This window comes from Chelatococcus sp. KU-N122, from assembly GCF_055391085.1.
Genome location: NZ_AP043981.1, coordinates 3,654,897 through 3,673,878, shown reverse-complemented (window position 1 = coordinate 3,673,878; position 18,982 = coordinate 3,654,897). Strand labels below are relative to the sequence as shown.

19 protein-coding genes are annotated in these 18,982 nt (G+C 66.4%); 14 read left to right on the top strand and 5 right to left on the bottom strand.

What is annotated here, in order from left to right; genetic code table 11:
• Positions 1–114 precede the first annotated feature (114 nt).
• The 3 genes from ACZ5PO_RS16430 to ACZ5PO_RS16420 all read right to left on the bottom strand — a co-directional run bounded on the left by ACZ5PO_RS16430 (position 115) and on the right by ACZ5PO_RS16420 (position 1,886).
• Positions 115–339: a hypothetical protein gene (locus ACZ5PO_RS16430; protein WP_464195320.1), complete on the bottom strand. Its 225-nt coding sequence runs from the start codon at positions 337–339 to the stop codon at positions 115–117.
• A 107-nt stretch (positions 340–446) separates the two neighbouring features.
• Positions 447–944 (bottom strand): GNAT family N-acetyltransferase, encoded by a 498-nt coding sequence (locus ACZ5PO_RS16425; protein WP_464195318.1) that lies wholly within the window; start codon positions 942–944, stop codon positions 447–449.
• Between the two features lie 180 nt (positions 945–1,124).
• Positions 1,125–1,886 (bottom strand): superoxide dismutase, encoded by a 762-nt coding sequence (locus tag ACZ5PO_RS16420; protein ID WP_464195316.1) that lies wholly within the window; start codon positions 1,884–1,886, stop codon positions 1,125–1,127.
• Positions 1,887–2,055: 169 nt separating this feature from the next.
• On the opposite strand from ACZ5PO_RS16420, the gene ACZ5PO_RS16415 reads away from it, so the two are divergent.
• The 14 genes from ACZ5PO_RS16415 to ACZ5PO_RS16350 all read left to right on the top strand — a co-directional run bounded on the left by ACZ5PO_RS16415 (position 2,056) and on the right by ACZ5PO_RS16350 (position 16,681).
• Entirely contained in the window at positions 2,056–2,451 is a 396-nt protein-coding gene (locus tag ACZ5PO_RS16415) for a hypothetical protein (RefSeq protein WP_464195314.1), read from the top strand.
• Positions 2,452–2,601: 150 nt separating this feature from the next.
• Positions 2,602–4,749: a TonB-dependent receptor family protein gene (locus ACZ5PO_RS16410; protein ID WP_464195312.1), complete on the top strand. Its 2,148-nt coding sequence runs from the start codon at positions 2,602–2,604 to the stop codon at positions 4,747–4,749.
• Positions 4,750–4,901: 152 nt separating this feature from the next.
• Positions 4,902–5,201 carry a hypothetical protein gene (locus ACZ5PO_RS16405; RefSeq protein WP_464195310.1) on the top strand — a complete coding sequence of 100 codons (300 nt, stop codon included), beginning with the start codon at positions 4,902–4,904 and terminating at the stop codon, positions 5,199–5,201.
• Between the two features lie 259 nt (positions 5,202–5,460).
• On the top strand, positions 5,461–5,808 hold the full coding sequence (locus ACZ5PO_RS16400) for a hypothetical protein (protein ID WP_464195307.1): 348 nt from the start codon (positions 5,461–5,463) through the stop codon (positions 5,806–5,808).
• A gap of 49 nt (positions 5,809–5,857) precedes the next feature.
• Positions 5,858–8,098: a TonB-dependent siderophore receptor gene (locus tag ACZ5PO_RS16395; RefSeq protein ID WP_464195305.1), complete on the top strand. Its 2,241-nt coding sequence runs from the start codon at positions 5,858–5,860 to the stop codon at positions 8,096–8,098.
• Between the two features lie 10 nt (positions 8,099–8,108).
• Positions 8,109–8,945 (top strand): DJ-1/PfpI family protein, encoded by an 837-nt coding sequence (locus tag ACZ5PO_RS16390; RefSeq protein WP_464195303.1) that lies wholly within the window; start codon positions 8,109–8,111, stop codon positions 8,943–8,945.
• Positions 8,946–9,614: 669 nt separating this feature from the next.
• Positions 9,615–10,952 (top strand): NtaA/DmoA family FMN-dependent monooxygenase, encoded by a 1,338-nt coding sequence (locus ACZ5PO_RS16385; RefSeq protein ID WP_464195301.1) that lies wholly within the window; start codon positions 9,615–9,617, stop codon positions 10,950–10,952.
• On the top strand, positions 10,949–11,275 hold the full coding sequence (locus ACZ5PO_RS16380) for a hypothetical protein (RefSeq protein ID WP_464195299.1): 327 nt from the start codon (positions 10,949–10,951) through the stop codon (positions 11,273–11,275). The genes ACZ5PO_RS16385 and ACZ5PO_RS16380 overlap by 4 nt, the downstream gene beginning before the upstream one ends.
• A 25-nt stretch (positions 11,276–11,300) precedes the next feature.
• Positions 11,301–12,116 carry a sulfurtransferase gene (locus ACZ5PO_RS16375; protein ID WP_464195297.1) on the top strand — a complete coding sequence of 272 codons (816 nt, stop codon included), beginning with the start codon at positions 11,301–11,303 and terminating at the stop codon, positions 12,114–12,116.
• Between the two features lie 174 nt (positions 12,117–12,290).
• Complete coding sequence (locus tag ACZ5PO_RS16370) at positions 12,291–13,055, top strand: ABC transporter ATP-binding protein (protein ID WP_464195295.1); 765 nt, start codon at positions 12,291–12,293, stop codon at positions 13,053–13,055.
• Between the two features lie 116 nt (positions 13,056–13,171).
• Positions 13,172–13,906: an ABC transporter permease gene (locus tag ACZ5PO_RS16365; RefSeq protein WP_464195293.1), complete on the top strand. Its 735-nt coding sequence runs from the start codon at positions 13,172–13,174 to the stop codon at positions 13,904–13,906.
• A 20-nt stretch (positions 13,907–13,926) separates the two neighbouring features.
• The gene (locus ACZ5PO_RS16360) at positions 13,927–14,727 is read left to right on the top strand and encodes an ABC transporter permease (RefSeq protein WP_464195291.1); all 801 of its coding nucleotides are present in this window, start codon (positions 13,927–13,929) and stop codon (positions 14,725–14,727) included.
• Between the two features lie 47 nt (positions 14,728–14,774).
• Entirely contained in the window at positions 14,775–15,773 is a 999-nt protein-coding gene (locus tag ACZ5PO_RS16355; protein WP_464195289.1) for an ABC transporter substrate-binding protein, read from the top strand.
• Between the two features lie 98 nt (positions 15,774–15,871).
• The gene (locus ACZ5PO_RS16350; protein ID WP_464195287.1) at positions 15,872–16,681 is read left to right on the top strand and encodes an SDR family NAD(P)-dependent oxidoreductase; all 810 of its coding nucleotides are present in this window, start codon (positions 15,872–15,874) and stop codon (positions 16,679–16,681) included.
• Positions 16,682–16,795: 114 nt separating this feature from the next.
• On the opposite strand, the gene ACZ5PO_RS16345 is transcribed toward ACZ5PO_RS16350, so the two are convergent.
• Together ACZ5PO_RS16345 and ACZ5PO_RS16340 are read right to left on the bottom strand one after the other, a co-directional pair.
• Positions 16,796–17,776 (bottom strand): D-2-hydroxyacid dehydrogenase, encoded by a 981-nt coding sequence (locus ACZ5PO_RS16345; RefSeq protein ID WP_464195285.1) that lies wholly within the window; start codon positions 17,774–17,776, stop codon positions 16,796–16,798.
• 31 nt (positions 17,777–17,807) lie between these two features.
• Positions 17,808–18,965 (bottom strand): iron-containing alcohol dehydrogenase, encoded by a 1,158-nt coding sequence (locus tag ACZ5PO_RS16340; RefSeq protein WP_464195283.1) that lies wholly within the window; start codon positions 18,963–18,965, stop codon positions 17,808–17,810.
• Between the last annotated feature and the right edge of the window lie 17 nt (positions 18,966–18,982).

Below are 18,982 nucleotides of genomic sequence, written 5' to 3'. Positions count from 1 at the left end.
GGCCAGAGCGCTTCGCGATTGGGCGGGCTCGCCCAATCGCGAAGAAGCGCTCCAGATTCAAAAAGTTAGGAGCATTTCCTGCCATTGGATGATCCCATCCAATGGCGAAATGCTCTAGCGCGGCACCACGATCGGCTTGGCAGGCTGCTCCGGCACGGGCACAGCGGCGGGCGTCGCGTCGCTGCGCGACTTGGGCATGTACTGCGCGGCGCGGGGCTCGGAGGGCGGGGTCGGCAACGACTCTCTGGGCAGCACGCCCTCGGGACGAACCTTCCCCGTATTGCAGGCGGCCAAGGCGGAGAGAGCGGCGATCAGCACCAGTCGGACCCACATCGTCATCGTCTCGTCTCGCCTCCGCCGTTGTTGCAGCGCGGCAGCAACGCCGCGCGGCCCTCCACATGGATGGCGGCCGGCATCAATTCAACACGGGCGGCAAGAGGCCGCGCTCACGCTGGCCGAACCGCACCCCGCGCGCGCTCCAGCGCCCCCTGCACGAGCTCGACACAGAGCAGACGGGCCGGATCGACAGGCCCCGGCAGGGTCAATTGCCCCGGCGGCACCGATTGGAAGCCGAAGCGGGCGTAATAGGGCGGATCGCCGACCAGCAGCACCAGGGTTTCCCCGGCTGACCGCCCGGCCGCCAGCGCCTCGCGGATCAGCTCGCCCGCGATGCCCCGCCCCTCGAACGCCGGCTCCACGGCGAGCGGCCCGAGCAGCAGCGCGCGCACATCGCCGGCGAGCACGGAGGACAGGCGAACCGAGCCCACGAGCAGGGTGCCGACCAGCGATGTGAACGACAGGTCGGCCCGATGCGGACGCCCCTCGCGCAGACGATACGCGGTTCGCGCGTAGCGGCCGGGCCCGAACGCTCGCTCGTGCAGGCGCTCGATTTGCTCGGCGTCGATGGGACGCTCGGGGCGGGTCGTCAGTTGAAGGTCGGCCATGGACGTATCGGTTGAGAAGCCCGGCGCTTACCACGAGCGCGCTCGCGCCGTCCATGGCCCTAGAGCATTTCGTCATTGGATGGGATCATCCAATGACGAAATGCTCATAACCTTTTGAATCTGGAGCGCTTCTTTTGCGATTGGGTGAGTCCACCCAATCGCGAAGCACTCTAGCCGCGCTCAAATAGCGAGCGCCCCGTCCTTGGCGCGGGCGTAGCGGTCCCCGACCTTGCCCCAGTCGACGATGTCCCACCACGCCTTCAGATAGTCCGCGCGGCGGTTCCGATAGCTCAGGTAATAGGCGTGCTCCCATACATCGTTGCCGAAGAGGACGCGCTGGCCGTCCATCAGGGGCGTGTCCTGGTTCGGCTTGGTGACGAGCGCAAGCCGGCCCTGCCGGTCCACGGTGACGAAGACCCAGCCGGATCCGAACACCTTGGCGCCCGCCGCGTCGAAGCTCTCCCTGAGCTTGTCGAAGGAGCCGAAGGCGGCGCCGATGGCCTCCGCCAGGTCACCCTTGGGCTGCCCGCCGCGCCCGCCCATGACCTCCCAGAACATGGTGTGGTTGGCGTGGCCGCCGCCATTGTTGCGCACGACCGTGCGGACCGTCTCCGGCACCTGGTCGAGATTGGCGAGAATGACCTCGAGCGGCTTGGTCGCCCAAGCGCCGCCGTCGGCGGCCGCGCCGTTGAGCGCCTTCACGTAGGCAGCATGGTGCTTGTCATGATGGAGCTCCATGGTCTCGGCATCGATGACAGGCTCGTTCTTGCGGACCGAATAGGGCAGCGGCGGCAGCTCGAACGGCTCCGCGGCGGCCGCACGGCCCGCCGTCGCTGCCTGCGCCCACGCCCGGCCGCCGAGCGCCACGGCGGCCACGGCGGACGCACCGATCAGCAGACCGCGCCGCCTGTGGTCGGGCAGGGTATCGTTGGCAGATTGCATAGGATCTCTCCTGACATCGCGCAGCCCCCGGGACTAAGTCGCGGGTGCGACCGACCGTTCCACGCCGCCGGTGGCGCCGTCGCCACAGGGGCGCGGCAAATGCGGCGACCGCATGCCGTCGGACCGTTCGGCCGTTGACCAGTCCGCGCAGCGGCCCCAAGACTAGCGCATGGGGCGGCGTACCGGACAGCAGCGAAGCATCGCACGGAGCATTCTTGCTCTCGTCGTGCTCTACGCTTTGGTCGCACAGACCCTGCTGGCCGCAGCGATCCCGGCCTATGCGACGCCGGCGGCGCCGGGCCTGCCGGACGCGGTGCTCTGCGCCCACGACCCGTCGCAGGCTGCCGACGCGGCGCCGGCCGACCACTCCGGCCACGGGCTCCACGCGTCGTGCTGCACGGCGGCCTGCCCGTTCTCCGGCGCACTCCTGCCACCGGAACCGACCGCCGCGACCGTCGCCCATGCGCGCCGATCCTCCGCCGCGGTCGAATGGCAGCGCCTCTCGGCCCCCGACCGGAGCGGGCGCGACCAGAGCCCCTTCTCCGCGCGCGGTCCACCGGCCTGAAGCACGCGGAAGCCCTGAGCTTCGTCGTCTGAGCCGCCCGCCGCGCCGCGCGCGCCGGCGTTTCCCTCCCGCGTTTCGCTGTCCTTTGACCAATCCGCGACGTCTCGACCTGGCCAAGCTCCGGCCGGTCGAGCGCGCACGGAGTTATCCATGCTTCCCATCCACCTGCGCGCGAGCGCCGCCGCCGTGGTGCTGGCCGGCCTCACCGGCACGGGCGCGCTTGCCCAAAACGTCACCCTCCCGACCATCGACATCAGCGGCGGCAGCGCTGCGCCGGGCACCGCGGCCGACCAGGCGGCCGGTGCCACCGCCCCGCCGGCGCCCGGCGGCTCGCTCACCGTGCCGAGCGTCGCCGAGCAACGGCGACAGCTCTATCAGAACGCCGGGTCGGTCTCGTTCGTCGACGAGAAGCAGTTCGACAACACCTATTCGAACAATCTGCGCGATGTCCTGAAGGACACGCCCGGCGTCTACGTGCAGGACCGCTACGGCCAGGAGCTGCGGCTCTCCGTCCGCGGCTCCGGCCTCACCCGCGGCTACCACCTGCGCGGCCTCGACATCCTGCAGGACGGCATCCCGGTGAATGCCGCCGACGGCAGCGGCGACTTCTACCAGATCGATCCGCTGGCGCTGCGCACGGCCGAGGTCTATCGCGGTGCCAACGGCCTCTTCTACGGCGCGTCGACCATCGGCGGCGCCATCAATTTCACCACGCCGACCGCCTACACCGCCGAGGCGCCGAACGTGCTGCGCATCGACGGCGGCAGCTTCGGCGCGCTGCGCGGCAACGTGCAGATGTCGCGCATCTCCGGGCCGTTCGACGCGCTGGTGAATGCCACGGTGAGCCATGCCAACGGCTTCCGCCAGCACGAGACGCAAGACTACAAGCAGTTCAACGCCAATCTCGGCTACCGCATCAACGAAAACGTGGAGACCCGCTTCTATTTCGGCTTCTACGACACCGACCAGAAGCTGCCGGGCTCGCTCACGCTGTTCAACGCCCTGCACTTCCCGAAGATGGCCAACCCGGCGGCGATCAGCGGCAACCAGGCCCGCGATGTGCTGACCGAGCGCATCGCCAACACCACCACCATCCGCTTCGACGTGGGCCAGCTCGACATCTCGACCTGGGCCATCCACAAGAACCTCTACCACCCGATCTTCCAGGTGCTCGCCCAGGACGGCTGGACCTACGGCATCGCGCCCCGCTACACGGCGAGCTTCGATATCGGCGGCTTCAAGAACGACCTCATCGTCGGCGGTCGCGCCTGGGGCGGCAACACCCTGGCGCGCCAGTTCGTCAACGTGAACGGCAACAAGGGCGCGCCCACCGTCAATGCCCAGCAGGACGCCTACAACCTCGAAGGCTACGCGGAAAACCGCTTCTGGGTACTCCAGCAGCTCGCTCTGGTCGCGGGCGTGAAGGTGTTCAACGACCTGCGCGACTACACCCAGCTCTACAATGCGTCGGCCAAAGTGCCGACCCAACGCCAGCAGGACGATGTACGCTACGCCGGGGTCAACCCGAAGTTCGGCGTGCTGTGGCAGGCGACGCCGGACATCCAGGTGTTCGCCGACATCGCCCGCAGCACCGATGTGCCTGACTTCACCGACCTGACGCAGGTCTTCACCAACTCCACCACCTTCGTGCCCTTGCAGGCCCAGCGCGCCTGGACGGCGGAGGTCGGGACGCGGGGCCGCTATGACCGGCTGAGCTGGGAAGTCACCGCCTACCGTTCGGTGCTGCACGACGAGCTGCTCAACTACACCACCAACCCGAACGTGCCGGCGGCCACCTTCAACGCGCTGCACACGCGCCACCAGGGCATCGAGCTCGCGGTCGGCTACGATCTCTTCCGTGACATCACCGGCATCGGCGACAAGCTGACGGTGCAGCAGATCTGGACCTACAACGACTTCCGCTTCGTCAACGACCCCTACTACGGCAACAACCGGCTCGCCGGCATCCCGACCAACGTGCTGCGCACCGTCGTGTCGTACAATCGGCCCGACGGCCTCTACGTCGCGCCGAACGTCGACTGGGTGCCGACCGGCGCCTATGCCGACTACGCCAACACGCTCAGGGCGCCCGGCTACGTGCTGCTCGGCGTGCAGGCGGGGTGGACCATGCCGAGCGGCCTGACGCTGTTCGTCGACGCCCGCAACCTCACCGACAGGAAGTACATCAGCGACCTCTCGACGGTGACCAACGCCCAGAAGCTGCCGGCCTCCAGCCTGGCGATCTTCTACCCGGGCAACGGCCGGTCGGTGTACGCGGGCCTGCGCTACGCGTTCTGAGCGGCGGGCACAGCGGGCGCGGTCCGGAGAGAACAGCCTTACCGGATCGCATCGGAGGACTGGGGTCGGACGGAGCCGTTCACGTGCTGCCGTAGCCGTGAGCTGCGGCGAGCCGCTCGTGGGCCGGCTTCAACGCGCGGAGACACATGCCGATGAGGTCGCCTCGTCTATCGGGATCCGCGCTGAAGGTCCTCCGCTTCCTGCTGCTCGCCGACAAGCAATACGTCTACGCCGCGATGATCTGCCGGGAGACGCTGGTCGGGCCAGGCACATTGTCTCCGTTGCTGGCCCGCCTCGAAACGTTCGGCTGGCTCGAAAGCCGCTGGCAGGAGGCCGACCAGCGGGCGAGCCGTCACCGGCGGCTGCGCTGCTATCGGCTCTCCGGCGTTGGTGAGGCACAGGCACGGGCGGTTTTTGATGAGCTACAGTTGCCCCAAGCTCCGAACGAATAACCCCGATCGGCCATCCTTTCGCCGAACTTGCTCGACGTCTCACGAGCAGCAATCTCCCCCTCCTTCAGGAAGCCCGTGAATGCGATGGCCGCTTCGAACGGGACATGTTCCGGTTTCGCGTAGAGACGCCCGCTCCGTTGCACGCCGAGCGGCACCTTTGCGCGACAGTCGCAACCGTACCCTTCGCCGAAGCGCCTCGGCCACGCGCGGAAGGCGAGCCCCCGATGAAGGTGTGCTGAGCGTGCGCAGAGGCGGAGTCATGTCGGCGGTCTGGAACGCCACGGTCGGGCTGGTCGCTCTCTACGCGCTTCTGCTCCAGGCCGTCATGGCGGCGGCGACGCCGACCGGCCAGATCGCGCTGCCGGGCGTGATTTGCGCCGCGGCCGGGAGCACGCATCACCCCGCGGAGAAGCCGGTCCGGCACGATCACCCGTGCTGCACAGCCCTGCATTTCGGCTGTCTCGCCCCGCCCCCCTCGAATCTGGCCGCGGGGCCGATCCGGTGGCCGAAACGGGTCTTGGTTGTCCGGCAGCCCGAAGCGAAGCTGCCGCGCACCGGTCCGCCAGCCTACGCCCACTCTGCCCGAGGTCCTCCAAAAGCGGCCTGATCGACTCTGTCGCCTTCCGATCAGCCATAGATCCTGAGGATCTTAATCCATGAAATCCAAGCTGCTGAGCGCTTTGCTCGGCGCGTCGGCGCTTGCGCCGATGTCGCCCGCCCTTGCGCAAACCATTAATGAAACATTACCGACCATCGAAGTGACCAGCCCAGTCGACGACGGCGCTATCCCGACGACCGACACGACCGCGGGGCCGGTGCAAGGCATCCGCGCGCTGACGGCCAGTTCCAGCACGCGGACCAGCACGCCCATCGAGCAGATCCCGCAATCGATCCAGGTGGTGACGCGTCAACTGATCGAGCAGCAGGCGGCCACGACCGTGAGCGAGGCCGCGCTGAACGTCAGCAACGTTCAACCTCCCAACCCGCTCGGCATCGGCAACACGGATCTCGCTCCTCTCAAGATCCGTGGCTTCCCGGCGGAGCAGTGGCGCGACGGTATCGTCAGCATCTACGATGCGGGCGACCGCGACGGTCTCGTCAACGTCGAACGCATCGAGGTCCTGAAGGGGCCGGGCGCGATCTTGTACGGCGGCGGAACAGGCGCGCCGCTCGGCGGCGTCCTCAACGTCATCTCCAAGCTGCCGACGGATACCGCGTTCGCACAGGCGGGCGTCCGGGCCGGCAGCTACGGCTATTGGAACCCGTGGCTCGACATCAATCAGCCGCTGAACGCCGACCGGACGGCGCTGTTCCGGTTCACGGGCGAGTTCACCGGGAACCGCAGCTTCGTCGATGTGCTCGACTCGCAACGCTACAACCTCAATCCGACGCTCACCCTGACGAACCACGACGACACGACGCTCACGATCCAGGGCTTCGTGTCGCGCCAGCAGCAGCAGGCCTATCAGGGCCTGCCGGTCTATGGGACCATCCTCGGCGACTTCCGCGTTCCGCGACAGACCTACATCGGCCCGCGCGACATCCCGGACAGCTATTCCCGCAACTCCGGCGTGACCGTGACGCTTGACCACCAGTTCAACGCGATCTGGTCCGCGAACGTGAAAGCGCGCTGGAGCCGGTCGCAAACCGATCAGTTGTCGCAAAACATCTTCGGCGGCGACGCCACCGGAGGCGTGCCGGCATTCGCGCCGGCGACATGGCTCCTGCAAAATCTGGAGACGTTCCAGCGCCAGCAAGCGTACACGATCAATCCCACCTTGCAGGCGAAGTTCGAGGTGGGTCCGACAAGGAACATATTCCTTGTGGGAGCCGACTACAGCAAGGTGACCGACCAGGGCTTCATGACCGGCGACAATCTCGGCAACGCCTGTTACCTCACGACATTCGACCAATCGCTATGCAACCCCGCAACCGTTGATCTCCGCTCCCCTTATTTTGGCACCCCGTATGTCCGCCCGAGCCCCAGCGCGGGCATCGAGTTCGCGAAATTCTTCGATTTCAAGAACAACTACGTGACCAAGGGTGCCTACACCCAGATTCAGTCGACGATCTTCGAGCGTGTTCACCTGCTCGGCGGCGTACGGCTCGCCGATCTCGATATCGACTATCTGGAAAAGGCGCTCACGCCGGCCCAGTTGTTGCAGACCAAGAAGACGCAATGGCTGCCTAGAGTTGGCGTGGTCGTCGATCTTTGGCAGGGCGTTTCCGCCTTCGCCAGCTACACCGAGGGCATGCGATGGGCGGGCTTCACCACCGCGGTGGTGAAGCCCGAGCCTGAAATGTCACGGCAATCGGAAGTCGGTCTGAAGTTCAATTTCAGTGACACGCTGACCGGCACGCTGTCCTACTTCGACATTCGGCGCGACAACGTGCCGGTCACCCTGGCCTTGGGCGTCGCCGGCCTCTCGCAACAGAAGTCGCAAGGCTTCGAGGCCGACGTGATCTGGCAGCCGACCCGCAACTGGAGCTTTCTCGGCAGCTACGGCTATACGGACGCGACCTTTGCATCGCCGTTCAATGATTACTCCGGCGGGACCATTCCGGCCGGCAACAAGCTGCCCTTCGCGCCGGCGCATTCAGGCCGGTTGTGGGCGAACTACAAGTTCGATGCAGGAACGCTGACGGGCTGGAGCATCGGCGCCGGCGTCTATGCCGCGTCGAGCCAGTACGTCGACCCGGCCAATCAATGGAAGACCGCCGGCTACGTCACCATTGATGCGAAGCTCGGCTACGAGCGCGACAATTGGCGAGCCTCTCTGTCGGTGAAGAACTTGACCGGAGAGAAGTACTACACGCCCTATGCCTGGCTTGGCGGCCAGGTTGCACCGGGGGCTCCTCGGCTGATCTACGCCGAGATCAGCTACATGTTCAAGTAGGAGAAGCCCGATGACGATCTCCCGACGCGAATTAGCTGGCGCTGCCGCCGCGACGGTCCTGGCCGGCGCCCTACCCGCCAGGTCGGCCGAACCGGAGAGCGCGCGCGGCGCCTCACCTGGCTCCCACCCGGACGAGATCCCGGCCAACTGGATGGGCAAGGAGCAAATCGCGTTTCTGATCTATCCGCAGTTTACGGCGCTCGACATGGTCGGGCCCCATCAAATGCTATCCGGCCTGATGGGGGCGACGGTTCATATTGTCGCCAAGTCGACGGACGTCGTCCGCAGCGATACCGGGCTCGCCTTCGTTCCGTCGGCCACATTCGAGTCCTGCCCGCAGGAGCTCGACGTCCTCTGCGTCCCCGGCGGGGCGGAAGGCACCTTGGACGCCATGCGGGACGACGCGACCCTGCGCTTCCTCAAAGAGCGCGGCGCGCGGGCCAAGCACGTGACGTCCGTCTGCACGGGATCGCTGTTGCTCGGCGCCGCCGGTCTCCTGGAGGGCTACGAGGCCACGTCGCACTGGGCCACGCTGTCCTTGCTGTCGATCTTCGGCGCCAAGCCGCGCCATGGCCGCACCATCGTGGACCGCAACCGGATCACCGGAGGCGGCGTCACGGCAGGCATCGATTTCGGTCTCTTTCTCGTCGGACGCCTTCGCGATCGGACCTACGCGGAGGCGGTCCAGCTCATGGCCGAATATGCACCCGAACCGCCCTTCGATGCGGGAACGCCGGACCGCGCGCCTGCTCCGGTCAACCGGATGATAAGCGACATGTTCGTCGATTTCCTCAAGAAGGCCGACGAGGTCGGTCGCTCAGCCTTCAAACGGTCGCAACAGCTCTAGTGTGGTGGATCTGAAGTTCCTGCTCCCCACATGGCATCCACGTTCAGGAACTTCAGATCCATTAAACCACACTAGAATCATAGAGTTGCTAGTGTGGCTTGAGAATCCGAAATTCGCTCTCAGCGCTGCCCCGAGGTGGTGCGAATTTCGGAATCGCCACACTAGAATTGGATGGGATCGTCCAATGCGGCCAACTCTGCGCCAATCGGGTAACCTGCGGCGAGACGGCCCGTGCTGATCGCCTCATCGCCGGCAACACCGCCTTCGCTCAGCTCACGGAATACGGGCTCCGCGGGCGGGGCTCAAATCACGAAATTCACGGATGGCCTGGACGCTCGCCCAGGCCACGACCACCGCCATGGGCGGCTGGTCCGCAGGCGGCGGCTCGGTGGGTAGGGCCGACGAGGGGCCCAACAAACCAGCCCTCTCGAGGCGGCGACCCTTGGCATAAACATCTACATTTTTACTAAAATTTGTAAAATATAATTATAAATATATTGATAGGGTTGCCTTAGCTGTTTCGGCACCCGTAGGGGCAGAGCACGGCTGTTCTCGGAGCTATACCGTTCGAATTCCATGCGTAATCTGAACTGACATGTGGGAGCCGAGAGCGTCGCCCCCGATCTGACGTGTACGATTTCGATAGAGTTATAGAGGGTTGAGGCCGCGATGGCGTCTCGCAAACTGCACATAGGAACGTTTATCGTCGGCATCCACGCCGGTCACTGGCGTGACGCGGGCGCACCCGCCGATGCGGTATCGAACATCCAGTCGTTCATCAGGTTCGCGCAGATCGCGGAGGCGGCGAAATTCGACTTCGGTTTCATTGCCGATTCCGCCTACATCAACAAGGAATCGGCCTGGGCGCTGCTCAGCCGGCTGGAGCCGATCACGGCGCTCTCCGCCCTTGCAACCGCGACGACTCATCTGGGGCTCGCCGGGACTGTCTCGACGTCCTATTCCAACCCGTTCGAGGTGGCGCGCCAGTTCGCTTCGCTCGACCGGCTCAGCGGCGGACGAGCCGGGTGGAACGTCGTCACGTCGGCGCTTGAAGGGGCCGGGCGCAACTTCGGCCACGACCGCCTTCACAGCCACGAGAAGCGCTACCGCATCGCCGAGGAGCACGTGCGCGTGGTCAAGGGGCTGTGGAACTCATGGGCGGACGATGCTTTCGTCAGAAACAAGGCCACCGGCCAGTATTTCGACCCCGACAAGCTCTACACGCTCAATCATGTGGGCGAGTTCTTCAAGGTCGAGGGACCGCTGAATATCGAGCGCTCGGCGCAGGGGCACCCGGTGGTTTTCCAGGCCGGGGCCTCGCCGGCCGGCAAGCGCCTGGCGGCACGCGAAGCCGATGCGATCTACGCGCCATCTCCCACCGACGAGGAACGGGCGCGCGTGTCCTACGCAGAATGGAAAAGGCTCGCGGCGGAGAACGATCGAAATCCCGATCACCTGCTGGTTCTGCCGAATTTCCAGCCCGTCGTGGCGCCCACCGACGCCGAGGCGGAAGCGCAGTATGAGAAGACCAACCGGTTTCTCGATGTCGATCATTCCCTACGAATCATCAGCAGATACTTTAATTATTTCGACTTCTTCTCTATTCCGGTCGACCAACCGTTCCCGGAGAACATTCTCGATCACGCCAAGGAAGGATTCGCATCGCTGGCGGAAAGCCTCGTCCACGATGCGCGCCGGGACGGCCTCAGCGTCGCGGAGGCCGCGCTCAGGCATTCCCGACCGTCGAAGGATTTCGTAGGCAGCGCCAAGCGGATAGCCGACAAGATCGAGCATCTTTTCACGACGGGCGTCCTCGATGGCTTCGTCGTGACGGTCAGCGAGGAAAACCTCCTGCGTTTCACGAAGCTCGTCGTGCCACTTCTGCAAGAGCGGGGCCTGTTCCGCACCGAGTACGAGGCCACGACGCTGCGCGGCCATCTGGGGCTTCCGTTTCCCGATAATCCCAACGCCGCGAAGGCGGCACAGCCGCGCCAGGCAGCGGAATGACTGAAACCGTCCAGCTCCGCCGCTACACCATCGTGCCAGGACAGGTCGACGCGTTTCTCGCCCATTGGGAAGCCCACATCCCCGCCCTGAGACGTTCATTCGGCTTCGACATCAAGTTCGCCTATCTCGACCGCGAGAATGGCGTCTTCGTTTGGGCGGTAGGCCACAAGGGTGATCGGGACGCATTCCTGTCCGCCGAAAAGGCCTATTACGACTCGCCGGAGCGCGCCAGTCGGGTCGGCGGCAACACTCCGAACACGCTCGAGCGCCTGGAGTTCGGCTTTGCCGACACCGTCCGCGAGCTCGCCGCCCAGCCTGTATGACATCACGTAGCGGAAGACACCTCCCATGACGAAACTGATTGAAGCCCAGGAGCTCTCTGGCACGGAAGGTCATCGCAAGATCGTAGCCGCTTATCTGGACGCCGATCCCGCCGACAGCCGCGCAGCCTTTGCCGTGCAACACATTCCGGGCGCCGTGCTGGCCGACCGCTTGACGTTCGCCCGCGATCCCGAGCCCGGCGAGGGGCGCAATCCGCTACCTCGCCCCGATGTCCTGCAGGACCGTTTGCGGGCGCTCGGGCTTTCCCCCGACGATGCCGTCGTCCTCTACGACACCAAGAAGAATGTGGCGGCCAGCCGGGCGGCGTGGGTGTTGCGCCATGCGGGCTTCCGCGATGTCAGCATCCTGAACGGCGGCTTGGCGGCGTGGCAGGCGGCGGGCGGCGAGGTCGAGAGCGGCGAGCCTGCCGTGCAGCCGGGCGAGGCGCGCATCTCGTGGGGAACGCTTCCGGTCCTGTCGGCCGACGATACGGCGGCGTTCCCCGCACAGGGCGTGCTGCTCGACGCTCGCAGCGCCGAGCGCTTCGCCGGCAAGCCTGATCCGCTCGATCCGCGCCCTGGGCACGTGCCCGGTGCCACCAACCTGCCGTGGGAATCCCTGCTCGATGAGACGGGCCGCTTTCTGCCGGCCGCGGAGCTGCGGACGCGTTTCGAGGCGCTCGGGATCCAGCCGGACACGAAAGTCGGCGCCTATTGCGGCTCCGGCGTGTCGGCGGCCTTCCTCCTCGTTGCGCTCGACGTCGCCGGCTACGGGGCCGGCGCGCTCTATCCCGGCTCTTGGAGCGAATGGGCAATCGACGCCGATCGCCCGATCGAGCTGTGAGAGGCAGCGAGCCTCACGACATAGCCGAGGCGGCGGCGCGGTTGCCCAGCGACCTCGCATCCTACGTCAGCGGGGCGTTTCCGCTCGTCGATGGCGCACGAAGCGTGCGGTGCGAGGGCATCAGCACGCCGAGCCTCCGGTTTGTTCCACGATAGTCCTCAAGAATCCATGTCTGTGCCATTCATCAAGATCGCCGTCGGCGAAAAAGCGTTTAGGACACCGAACGGCGCCGTGACGGCGCTCGGCAATATCAAGCTCGAGATCGAGGAAGGCGAGTTCATCGTCCTCATTGGCCCGAGCGGCTGCGGCAAGAGCACGCTTCTGCGCCTGATCGCCGGTCTGGACCTCGACTACAGCGGATCACTGAGCATCGGCGGCATCCAGGTTCAGGGGCCGAGCCCGGAGCGCGGCTTCATCTTCCAGGAGGCGCGCCTGTTCCCCTGGCTCACGGTGGAACGCAACATCAGCACCGGATTCTCCTCCCGCGACCCGCAGGTGCGCGAGAACGTCGGGCGCCTGATCGAGCTCGTGCGTCTGCAGGGGTTCGAGAAGTCGTATCCCAAGCAGTTGTCCGGCGGCATGGCGCAGCGCACGTCGATTGCTCGCGCCCTGTTCCGTAAACCCGACACGTTACTGCTCGACGAGCCGTTCAGCGCTCTCGACGCCTTTACCCGCGCGCATCTGCAAAGGGCGCTGATCGACGTCTGGCACAGCAGAAAGACGACCAACATCCTCGTCACCCACGATCTCGACGAGGCCGTGACGCTGGCCAACCGCATCGTGGTGATGGATGCGCGGCCGGGGACGATCCGCACCATCATTCCGGTCGATCTGGATTATCCGCGCGAGCGCGTCAGCCCGGCGTTCGATCAGGTCCGGTTCCGCGTCCTGCAAGAGCTCGAGTCGGCGTATAACGTACGTGAGGGATCGGGCGCGTGACCTATGATCTCGAGCGGATCGGTCGCCGGTCCGCGACGGCCTATCCATTCCGCAGACTGGCCGTTGCGGCCTCGACGGCGGCAGAACTGTTCGTGCCGCTCCTGTTTCCCGCGGCCGTGCTGCTCATCTGGGAGTTTGCGGCGCAGAACCGGCTGGTCTCGCCCATCCTGTTTCCCGCGCCGTCGGCCATCTGGAAAAGCGCCGTCCTGCTGCTCCAGTCGGGCAGACTCTGGGAGCATTTGGGCGCCAGCGTTGCGCTGCAGGTGGCGGGACTGATCGCGGGCACCGTGGCCGGCGTCGGTCTAGGTCTGCTCGTCGGGCTGCTGAGAGCGGCGGAGGATATTCTCGACACCTCCTTCGTCATCCTGCAGTCGCTGCCGACGCTCGTACTGATACCGCTTTTTATCGTCTGGTTCGGCGGCGGCTTCGGCACCCGTGTCCTCGTGGTCGGGCTTGCGGTTTTCTTCCCCGTCTACGTCAATACGCTCGGCGGCATCCGCCTGACCGACCGCAAGCTGGTCGAAGTCGGACGCATCCTGAACTTCAGCCGTCGGGAGATCGCCACGCGAATCCTGATTCCGCACGCCTTGCCGCAAATCATCGTTGGTGTCCGGCAATCGCTGAAAATGGCCTGGGTCGGCGTGGTGGCTGTCGAACTGCTGATCGCATCCTCGTCGGGCATCTACTACATGATGGCGGAGGCGCGATCCTTCGGGCAAACGCCGCTCGTCTATCTCGGCCTGCTCCTGTTCGCCCTATTCGGCGTGCTCAGCGATGCAGCCGTCGCCGTTGCGGCGCGCTTCCTCGTTCCCGCCGCCCATGATGCGGACAGCGGGGCGCGCAGGGCATGAGCCGCAGGACGGGCGCCGGATTGGCGGCGAATGGCGGCACTGCCGCCGAATGGCGGCGGTGGGCTCTGCCCGCCGGACTGGTCGTCGCATGGCAGCTTGCTTCCTCGCTCGGCCTGTCCGACCCGCTGATCCTGCCTCCGCCGACTGCGGTGGTTGCGGAGACGTGGCGTCTTGCGCTGACGGGCGAGCTCTTCGCGCATCTGTTCGCGAGCGCGGTCCGTGTCGCGGCCGGCTTCGCCATCGCCTTCACGGTCGGCGGCGCGCTGGGCTTCATCGTCGCGTCCTCCCGCCTGCTGACGAGACTGCTCGACGCTACCATGCAGGCGCTTCGCCTCACGCCCGTCGTCGCCGCCGCGCCGCTTCTGATCCTCTGGTTCGGCTTCGGCGAGGCCAGCAAGATCGCGATCATTGCCGCGATGGGGCTGTTCCCGATGTATCTGGCGGCCTTCAGCGCCTTCCGCGGCATCGACCGGCGGCTCTACGAGGTCACGCTGATCCTGGAACCGGGGCCAGTCTGGAAGCTGCTGCACTTCTACATCCCCGCGACATTACCGGAAATCCTGAACGGCGCCCGCTATGCGCTGGTGATTTCATGGCTATCGCTGGCCGTCGCAGAACTGATCGGCACGGATATCGGCATCGGGCATCTCGTGCTGGCCGGCAACGCGCACAAGAACATCACGCTGCTCTTCGTTGCCGCGCTGCTGTTCGCCGTGTCGGGCAAGCTGACCGATGTGGTCGTCGCCTGGCTTCAGCGCAGGCTCACGGCAGCATGGGCCGACGTCGTGCACTCCGGCCGAGCCGGAGGGGTGGCAACGTGACCCGTCCATCTCTCAACCGTTTCCGGGATTTCCGCGAGGATCATTCAATGACGTTGTTTCGTTCTCTTGTTCCTCAAGCCCGCAGGCTGAGACGCTGGACGCCGCTGCGCACCGTCGCGCTTGCGGCCGCACTGGCCATGACCTCCGGCCTCGCCGTCGCCCAGCAGGCCGGCAGCACCCTGCGCTACGGCCACGTCAACTCGGGCTCCGTCAACGCGCTGGACGAGATCGGCTGGGGGCTGCACCGTGGGATTATCCAAGCGAAGCTGAAGGACATCGGCATCACGGAGATCAAGGTCGCGAGCGGCATGGTCGGCCCGGACCTCAATGACGCGCTCAACTCCGGCAGCCTTGATCTCGTCACCTACGGCGACGGACCAGCCGTGGTGGCCAAGGCTATTGGTACGCCGACGCGGCTGATCGACTTTTCCTCGATCAAGCGCCAGAGCATCATCGTCACCCGCCCCGACTGGCCGCAGGACTTGAAATCGCTCGACGGCAAGAAGATCGCCACCGTCATCGGTTCCACCATGCACCGCCAGGCCGAGGAATACCTGCGCGTCCTCGGCGTCAAGCCGACTTTCGTCTCCGGGGGCAACGACCTCTCGCTGCTGAAAAGCAGCACGGTCGACGCGATCGCGGGCTGGCCCTACGGGGCGCAGCTGCAGCTGCTGATCAAGCGGGACGGCTATAAGATCATCTTCGACAGCGCCGACCATGACGGCTACGCTTGGTCGCTTCTGAGCGTCGTAACAGAAGGCTATCTGGCGAAGCATCCCGATCTGCCGAAGGCCTGGGCGGCCGCACGAGCGGCCGCGGTGCAGGACCTGCTGGCCAATCAGGACGCCTTCTACGACTGGTTTGCGGCCCAGACCGGCACCGATCGCGAGCTTGCGCGCTCCCTGTTCCCCGCTGACCAGATCGCCCGAGGCACACCGGAGGAGTTTGCCAAGGGCGTCACGCTGGTGGATTCCGCCAAGGCTATTCTGCTGCGGACGGGACGTATCCTTAACAATTTCGATACCGCCGCCTGGGTGGCGCGCTGATCGCCAGTCCCGTCCTATGGAGATCCCCGGCGTATCCTTTGGAAAACCGCCGGGGGATCCCCGAGGAGGACGGGCAGCAACAGGTCGTAGGAGGAAACATGACGGCGGCACGGACCGATCTTGCGGGCAGGCGCGCGATCGTAACGGGCGGAAGCAAGGGCATCGGGCTGCGCATCGCCGCTGCCCTGCTCGACAGGGGGAGCGCCGTCACGCTGGTGTCCCGCGATCCCGTCACGCTTGAGAACGCCGCGCGATCCCTGGCGCGCGAGGGCGCGCATGTAGGCACGGCGACGGCGGATGTCCGCAGCAACGCCGAGGTTGCGGCAGCGATTGCCCGCGCGGTCGCGGAGATGGGCGGTGTCGATATCCTCGTCAATGCCGCCGCCCGGCCCGCGGACGAGATCGCCAATCACCCGATCACTGCTTTCGATGAGGATACGCTGCGCGAAGAATTCGAGACGAAGGCGCTCGGATACCTCCGCACCATCAAGGCGGTCGCGCCGCATCTCATCGCGCAGCGCTGGGGCCGCATCGTCAACATCGGCGGCCAGAGCGTGCGTCAGACCGGGTCGATCACCGCCACCATCCGCAACGCTGCCGTTTCGGCCTTGACCAAAAATCTAGCGGACGAACTCGGCCCGCACGGCATCACCGTCAACGTCGTCCATCCCGGCTTCACGATCACCGAGCGCAGCCCCGCGATTTTCGAGGCCTACGCGACCGCCAACAATACGACGCCAGAGCACGCGCAAACCTTTTTCGCCAGCTCGACAAGCAACCGCCGCCTCAATACAGCCGACGACATCGCCGCACTGGTCGCCTTCTTGGCATCCGACGCCGGAATATCGCTGAATGGTGAGGCTATCCATGCAGGTGGTGGCATCTCCGGGCGGATATTTTCTTATTAGGGCGCCTTCCAATCGGCGAGAACGCGGGATCGAGCCGCCATCTAGACGCCGTCGGCCTCGCAGGCGTGCCTGCGCGACGCGCTCTGACCGGCGGCTCGGACGCAGCGCGGCGGTTCAGACGACGAAATCCACGGGCTCACCGGCGATGAAGCGCTCGATATTGTCGATCACCTGATCGGCGAGCGTGCGGATGGCCTGGACGCTCGCCCAGGCCACGTGCGGCGTCAGAATGAAGTCGGGGCGCCCGACCACCGCCATGAACGGGTGGTCCGCCGGCGGCGGCTCGGTGGACGCCACGTCGAACCCTGCGCCGGCGATCCGGCCGCTCGTCAGCGCCGCGACGAGCGCATGTTCGTCGACGAGGCCGCCCCTGCCGGTGTTGATGACGAGCGGCCGGCGCTCCATCAACTCGAACTCGCGCGGGCCGATCATGCCGCGGGTCTCGGCGGTCAGCGGAGAATGCAGCGAGATGACGTCGCTGGCGCGCAGGACCTCGTCGAACGGCGTGCGGCCGTCGCCGCCGCCGGCGCCCTTGCGGGCAGCCACCAGCACGTTCATGCCGAAGGCGCGGCCGATGGCGGCCACGGCCTGCCCCAGCGCGCCGTGGCCGATGATGCCCAGGGTGGAGCCGGCGAGGTCCTGGATCGTGCCCTCGAAGTAGCAGAACTGGGTGGCGCGCTGCCACGCCCCATCGGCCACCGAGGCGCGGTAGGCGAGCAGGTTCCGGCGCAGCGCGAGGATCAGCGCGAAGGTATGCTCGGGGACCGAGCGGACGGAGTAGGCGCGCGCGTTGCACACCCGGATGCCGCGCGCCGTGCAGGCCTTGAGATCGATGACGTCGTAGCCCGTCGCGGCCACCGCGATGAGGCGCAGGCGGGGCGCGTGCTCGAGCGCGGCCGCACCCAGCGCCACCTTGTTGGTGATGACCACGTCGGCGTCGGCGATACGCTCGGCCACCTGGCCCGCGCTGCTACTGGGAAACACCTCGATGTGATGGGGGAAGGCCGGGCGCCGGAACGGGATGTCCGGTGGCAGCGTGTCGCGGTCCAGGACGACGATCCGGACCGGTTGGTGCGGAAGCTCGGGTGCTTGCAATGGGTGGGCGTCCTTGTGCGCGGGCGGCGGCTCACCCCGCCCAGACCTGGCGATAGATGGCCGTGATGTCCTCGTGGCCGGGCTGCCGCGGGTTGTTGGCGGGCGAGCCGGAGGCGAGCGCCTGCGTCGCCATGGTATCGACTGCTGCCTCCCAGCGCATCCGGTCGATGCCATACACGCGCGGGCTCGGCACGGCCAGATCGGCGTTAATGGCCCGCAGCTCGTCGAGCAGGCGGCGCCCGGCCGCCTCATGCGGCGTGTCGGCGGCGGCGACGCCCATCGCCCGCGCGCAATCCGCGTAGCGGCCGACGGTGCCAGGCAGCGAGAAGGCGGTGACGGCGGGCAGCAGCATGGCGTTGGACAGCCCGTGCGCGACGTGGAAGTGGGCGCCGAGAGGCCGGCTCATGCCATGCACGAGGGCAACCGAGCTGTTGGAGAAGGCGATGCCGGCCTGGGTGGCGCCCAGCATCATGCGCTCGCGTGCCGCGCGGTCTGCCGGATCGGCCCAGACGCGCCGCAGGTTGGGGGCGATGGCCCGCATGGCCAGCAGCGCCATGCCGTCGGAGAACGGGTTGGCGCGGCGCGAGACATAGGCCTCGATGGCATGGGTCAGCGCATCGATGCCGGTATCGGCCGTCAGCCGCGCCGGCTTCGTCAAAGTGAGCTCGAAATCCACCAGGGCGGCGAGCGGCAGGTAGGCCGCGCCCATGCACAGCATCTTCTCGTCGCCGTCGGTGATGACGGTGAAGCGCGTCGCCTCCGAACCGGTGCCCGCCGTCGTCGGAATGGCGATGATGGGCAGGCCCGGCTCGTCCTGCTGATGCGGGGCCTTGTAGTCGCGCATGCGGCCCCCCTTGACCCCGAGCACGGCGATCGCCTTGGCGCTGTCGATGGGGCTGCCGCCGCCGAAGCCGACGACGCAGTCGTGCGTACCGGCGCGCAGGGCCGCGACACCCGCCTCGACGGATTCGACCGTCGGGTCGGGAACGGTTCCGGCAAAGACGCGCGCCTCGAGGCCCGCGCCATGCAGGCCATCGGCGACCTGCTCGACCCTCCCGGACTGCACCATCCAGGCATCCGTCACGATCAACGGCCGGGCGAGGCCGAGCGCGCGCAGCACATCGGGCAGTTCGGCCGAAGCCCCGGCACCGACACGCATGATCCGGGGCAAAGCGATAGCGGCGCTCATCGGCGATCGTCCTTTTT

What these genes read in the sequence shown, in the direction of transcription:
- ACZ5PO_RS16405 (WP_464195310.1), top strand. Translation starts at nt 4,902, where the DNA reads ATGAGGTCGCCTCGTCTATCGGGATCCGCGCTGAAGGTCCTCCGCTTC.
- ACZ5PO_RS16350 (WP_464195287.1), top strand. Translation starts at nt 15,872, where the DNA reads ATGACGGCGGCACGGACCGATCTTGCGGGCAGGCGCGCGATCGTAACG.
- ACZ5PO_RS16420 (WP_464195316.1), bottom strand. Translation starts at nt 1,886, where the DNA reads ATGCAATCTGCCAACGATACCCTGCCCGACCACAGGCGGCGCGGTCTG.
- ACZ5PO_RS16425 (WP_464195318.1), bottom strand. Translation starts at nt 944, where the DNA reads ATGGCCGACCTTCAACTGACGACCCGCCCCGAGCGTCCCATCGACGCC.
- ACZ5PO_RS16410 (WP_464195312.1), top strand. Translation starts at nt 2,602, where the DNA reads ATGCTTCCCATCCACCTGCGCGCGAGCGCCGCCGCCGTGGTGCTGGCC.
- ACZ5PO_RS16340 (WP_464195283.1), bottom strand. Translation starts at nt 18,965, where the DNA reads ATGAGCGCCGCTATCGCTTTGCCCCGGATCATGCGTGTCGGTGCCGGG.
- ACZ5PO_RS16415 (WP_464195314.1), top strand. Translation starts at nt 2,056, where the DNA reads ATGGGGCGGCGTACCGGACAGCAGCGAAGCATCGCACGGAGCATTCTT.
- ACZ5PO_RS16385 (WP_464195301.1), top strand. Translation starts at nt 9,615, where the DNA reads ATGGCGTCTCGCAAACTGCACATAGGAACGTTTATCGTCGGCATCCAC.
- ACZ5PO_RS16395 (WP_464195305.1), top strand. Translation starts at nt 5,858, where the DNA reads ATGAAATCCAAGCTGCTGAGCGCTTTGCTCGGCGCGTCGGCGCTTGCG.
- ACZ5PO_RS16355 (WP_464195289.1), top strand. Translation starts at nt 14,775, where the DNA reads ATGACGTTGTTTCGTTCTCTTGTTCCTCAAGCCCGCAGGCTGAGACGC.
- ACZ5PO_RS16380 (WP_464195299.1), top strand. Translation starts at nt 10,949, where the DNA reads ATGACTGAAACCGTCCAGCTCCGCCGCTACACCATCGTGCCAGGACAG.
- ACZ5PO_RS16430 (WP_464195320.1), bottom strand. Translation starts at nt 339, where the DNA reads ATGACGATGTGGGTCCGACTGGTGCTGATCGCCGCTCTCTCCGCCTTG.
- ACZ5PO_RS16390 (WP_464195303.1), top strand. Translation starts at nt 8,109, where the DNA reads ATGACGATCTCCCGACGCGAATTAGCTGGCGCTGCCGCCGCGACGGTC.
- ACZ5PO_RS16400 (WP_464195307.1), top strand. Translation starts at nt 5,461, where the DNA reads ATGTCGGCGGTCTGGAACGCCACGGTCGGGCTGGTCGCTCTCTACGCG.
- ACZ5PO_RS16375 (WP_464195297.1), top strand. Translation starts at nt 11,301, where the DNA reads ATGACGAAACTGATTGAAGCCCAGGAGCTCTCTGGCACGGAAGGTCAT.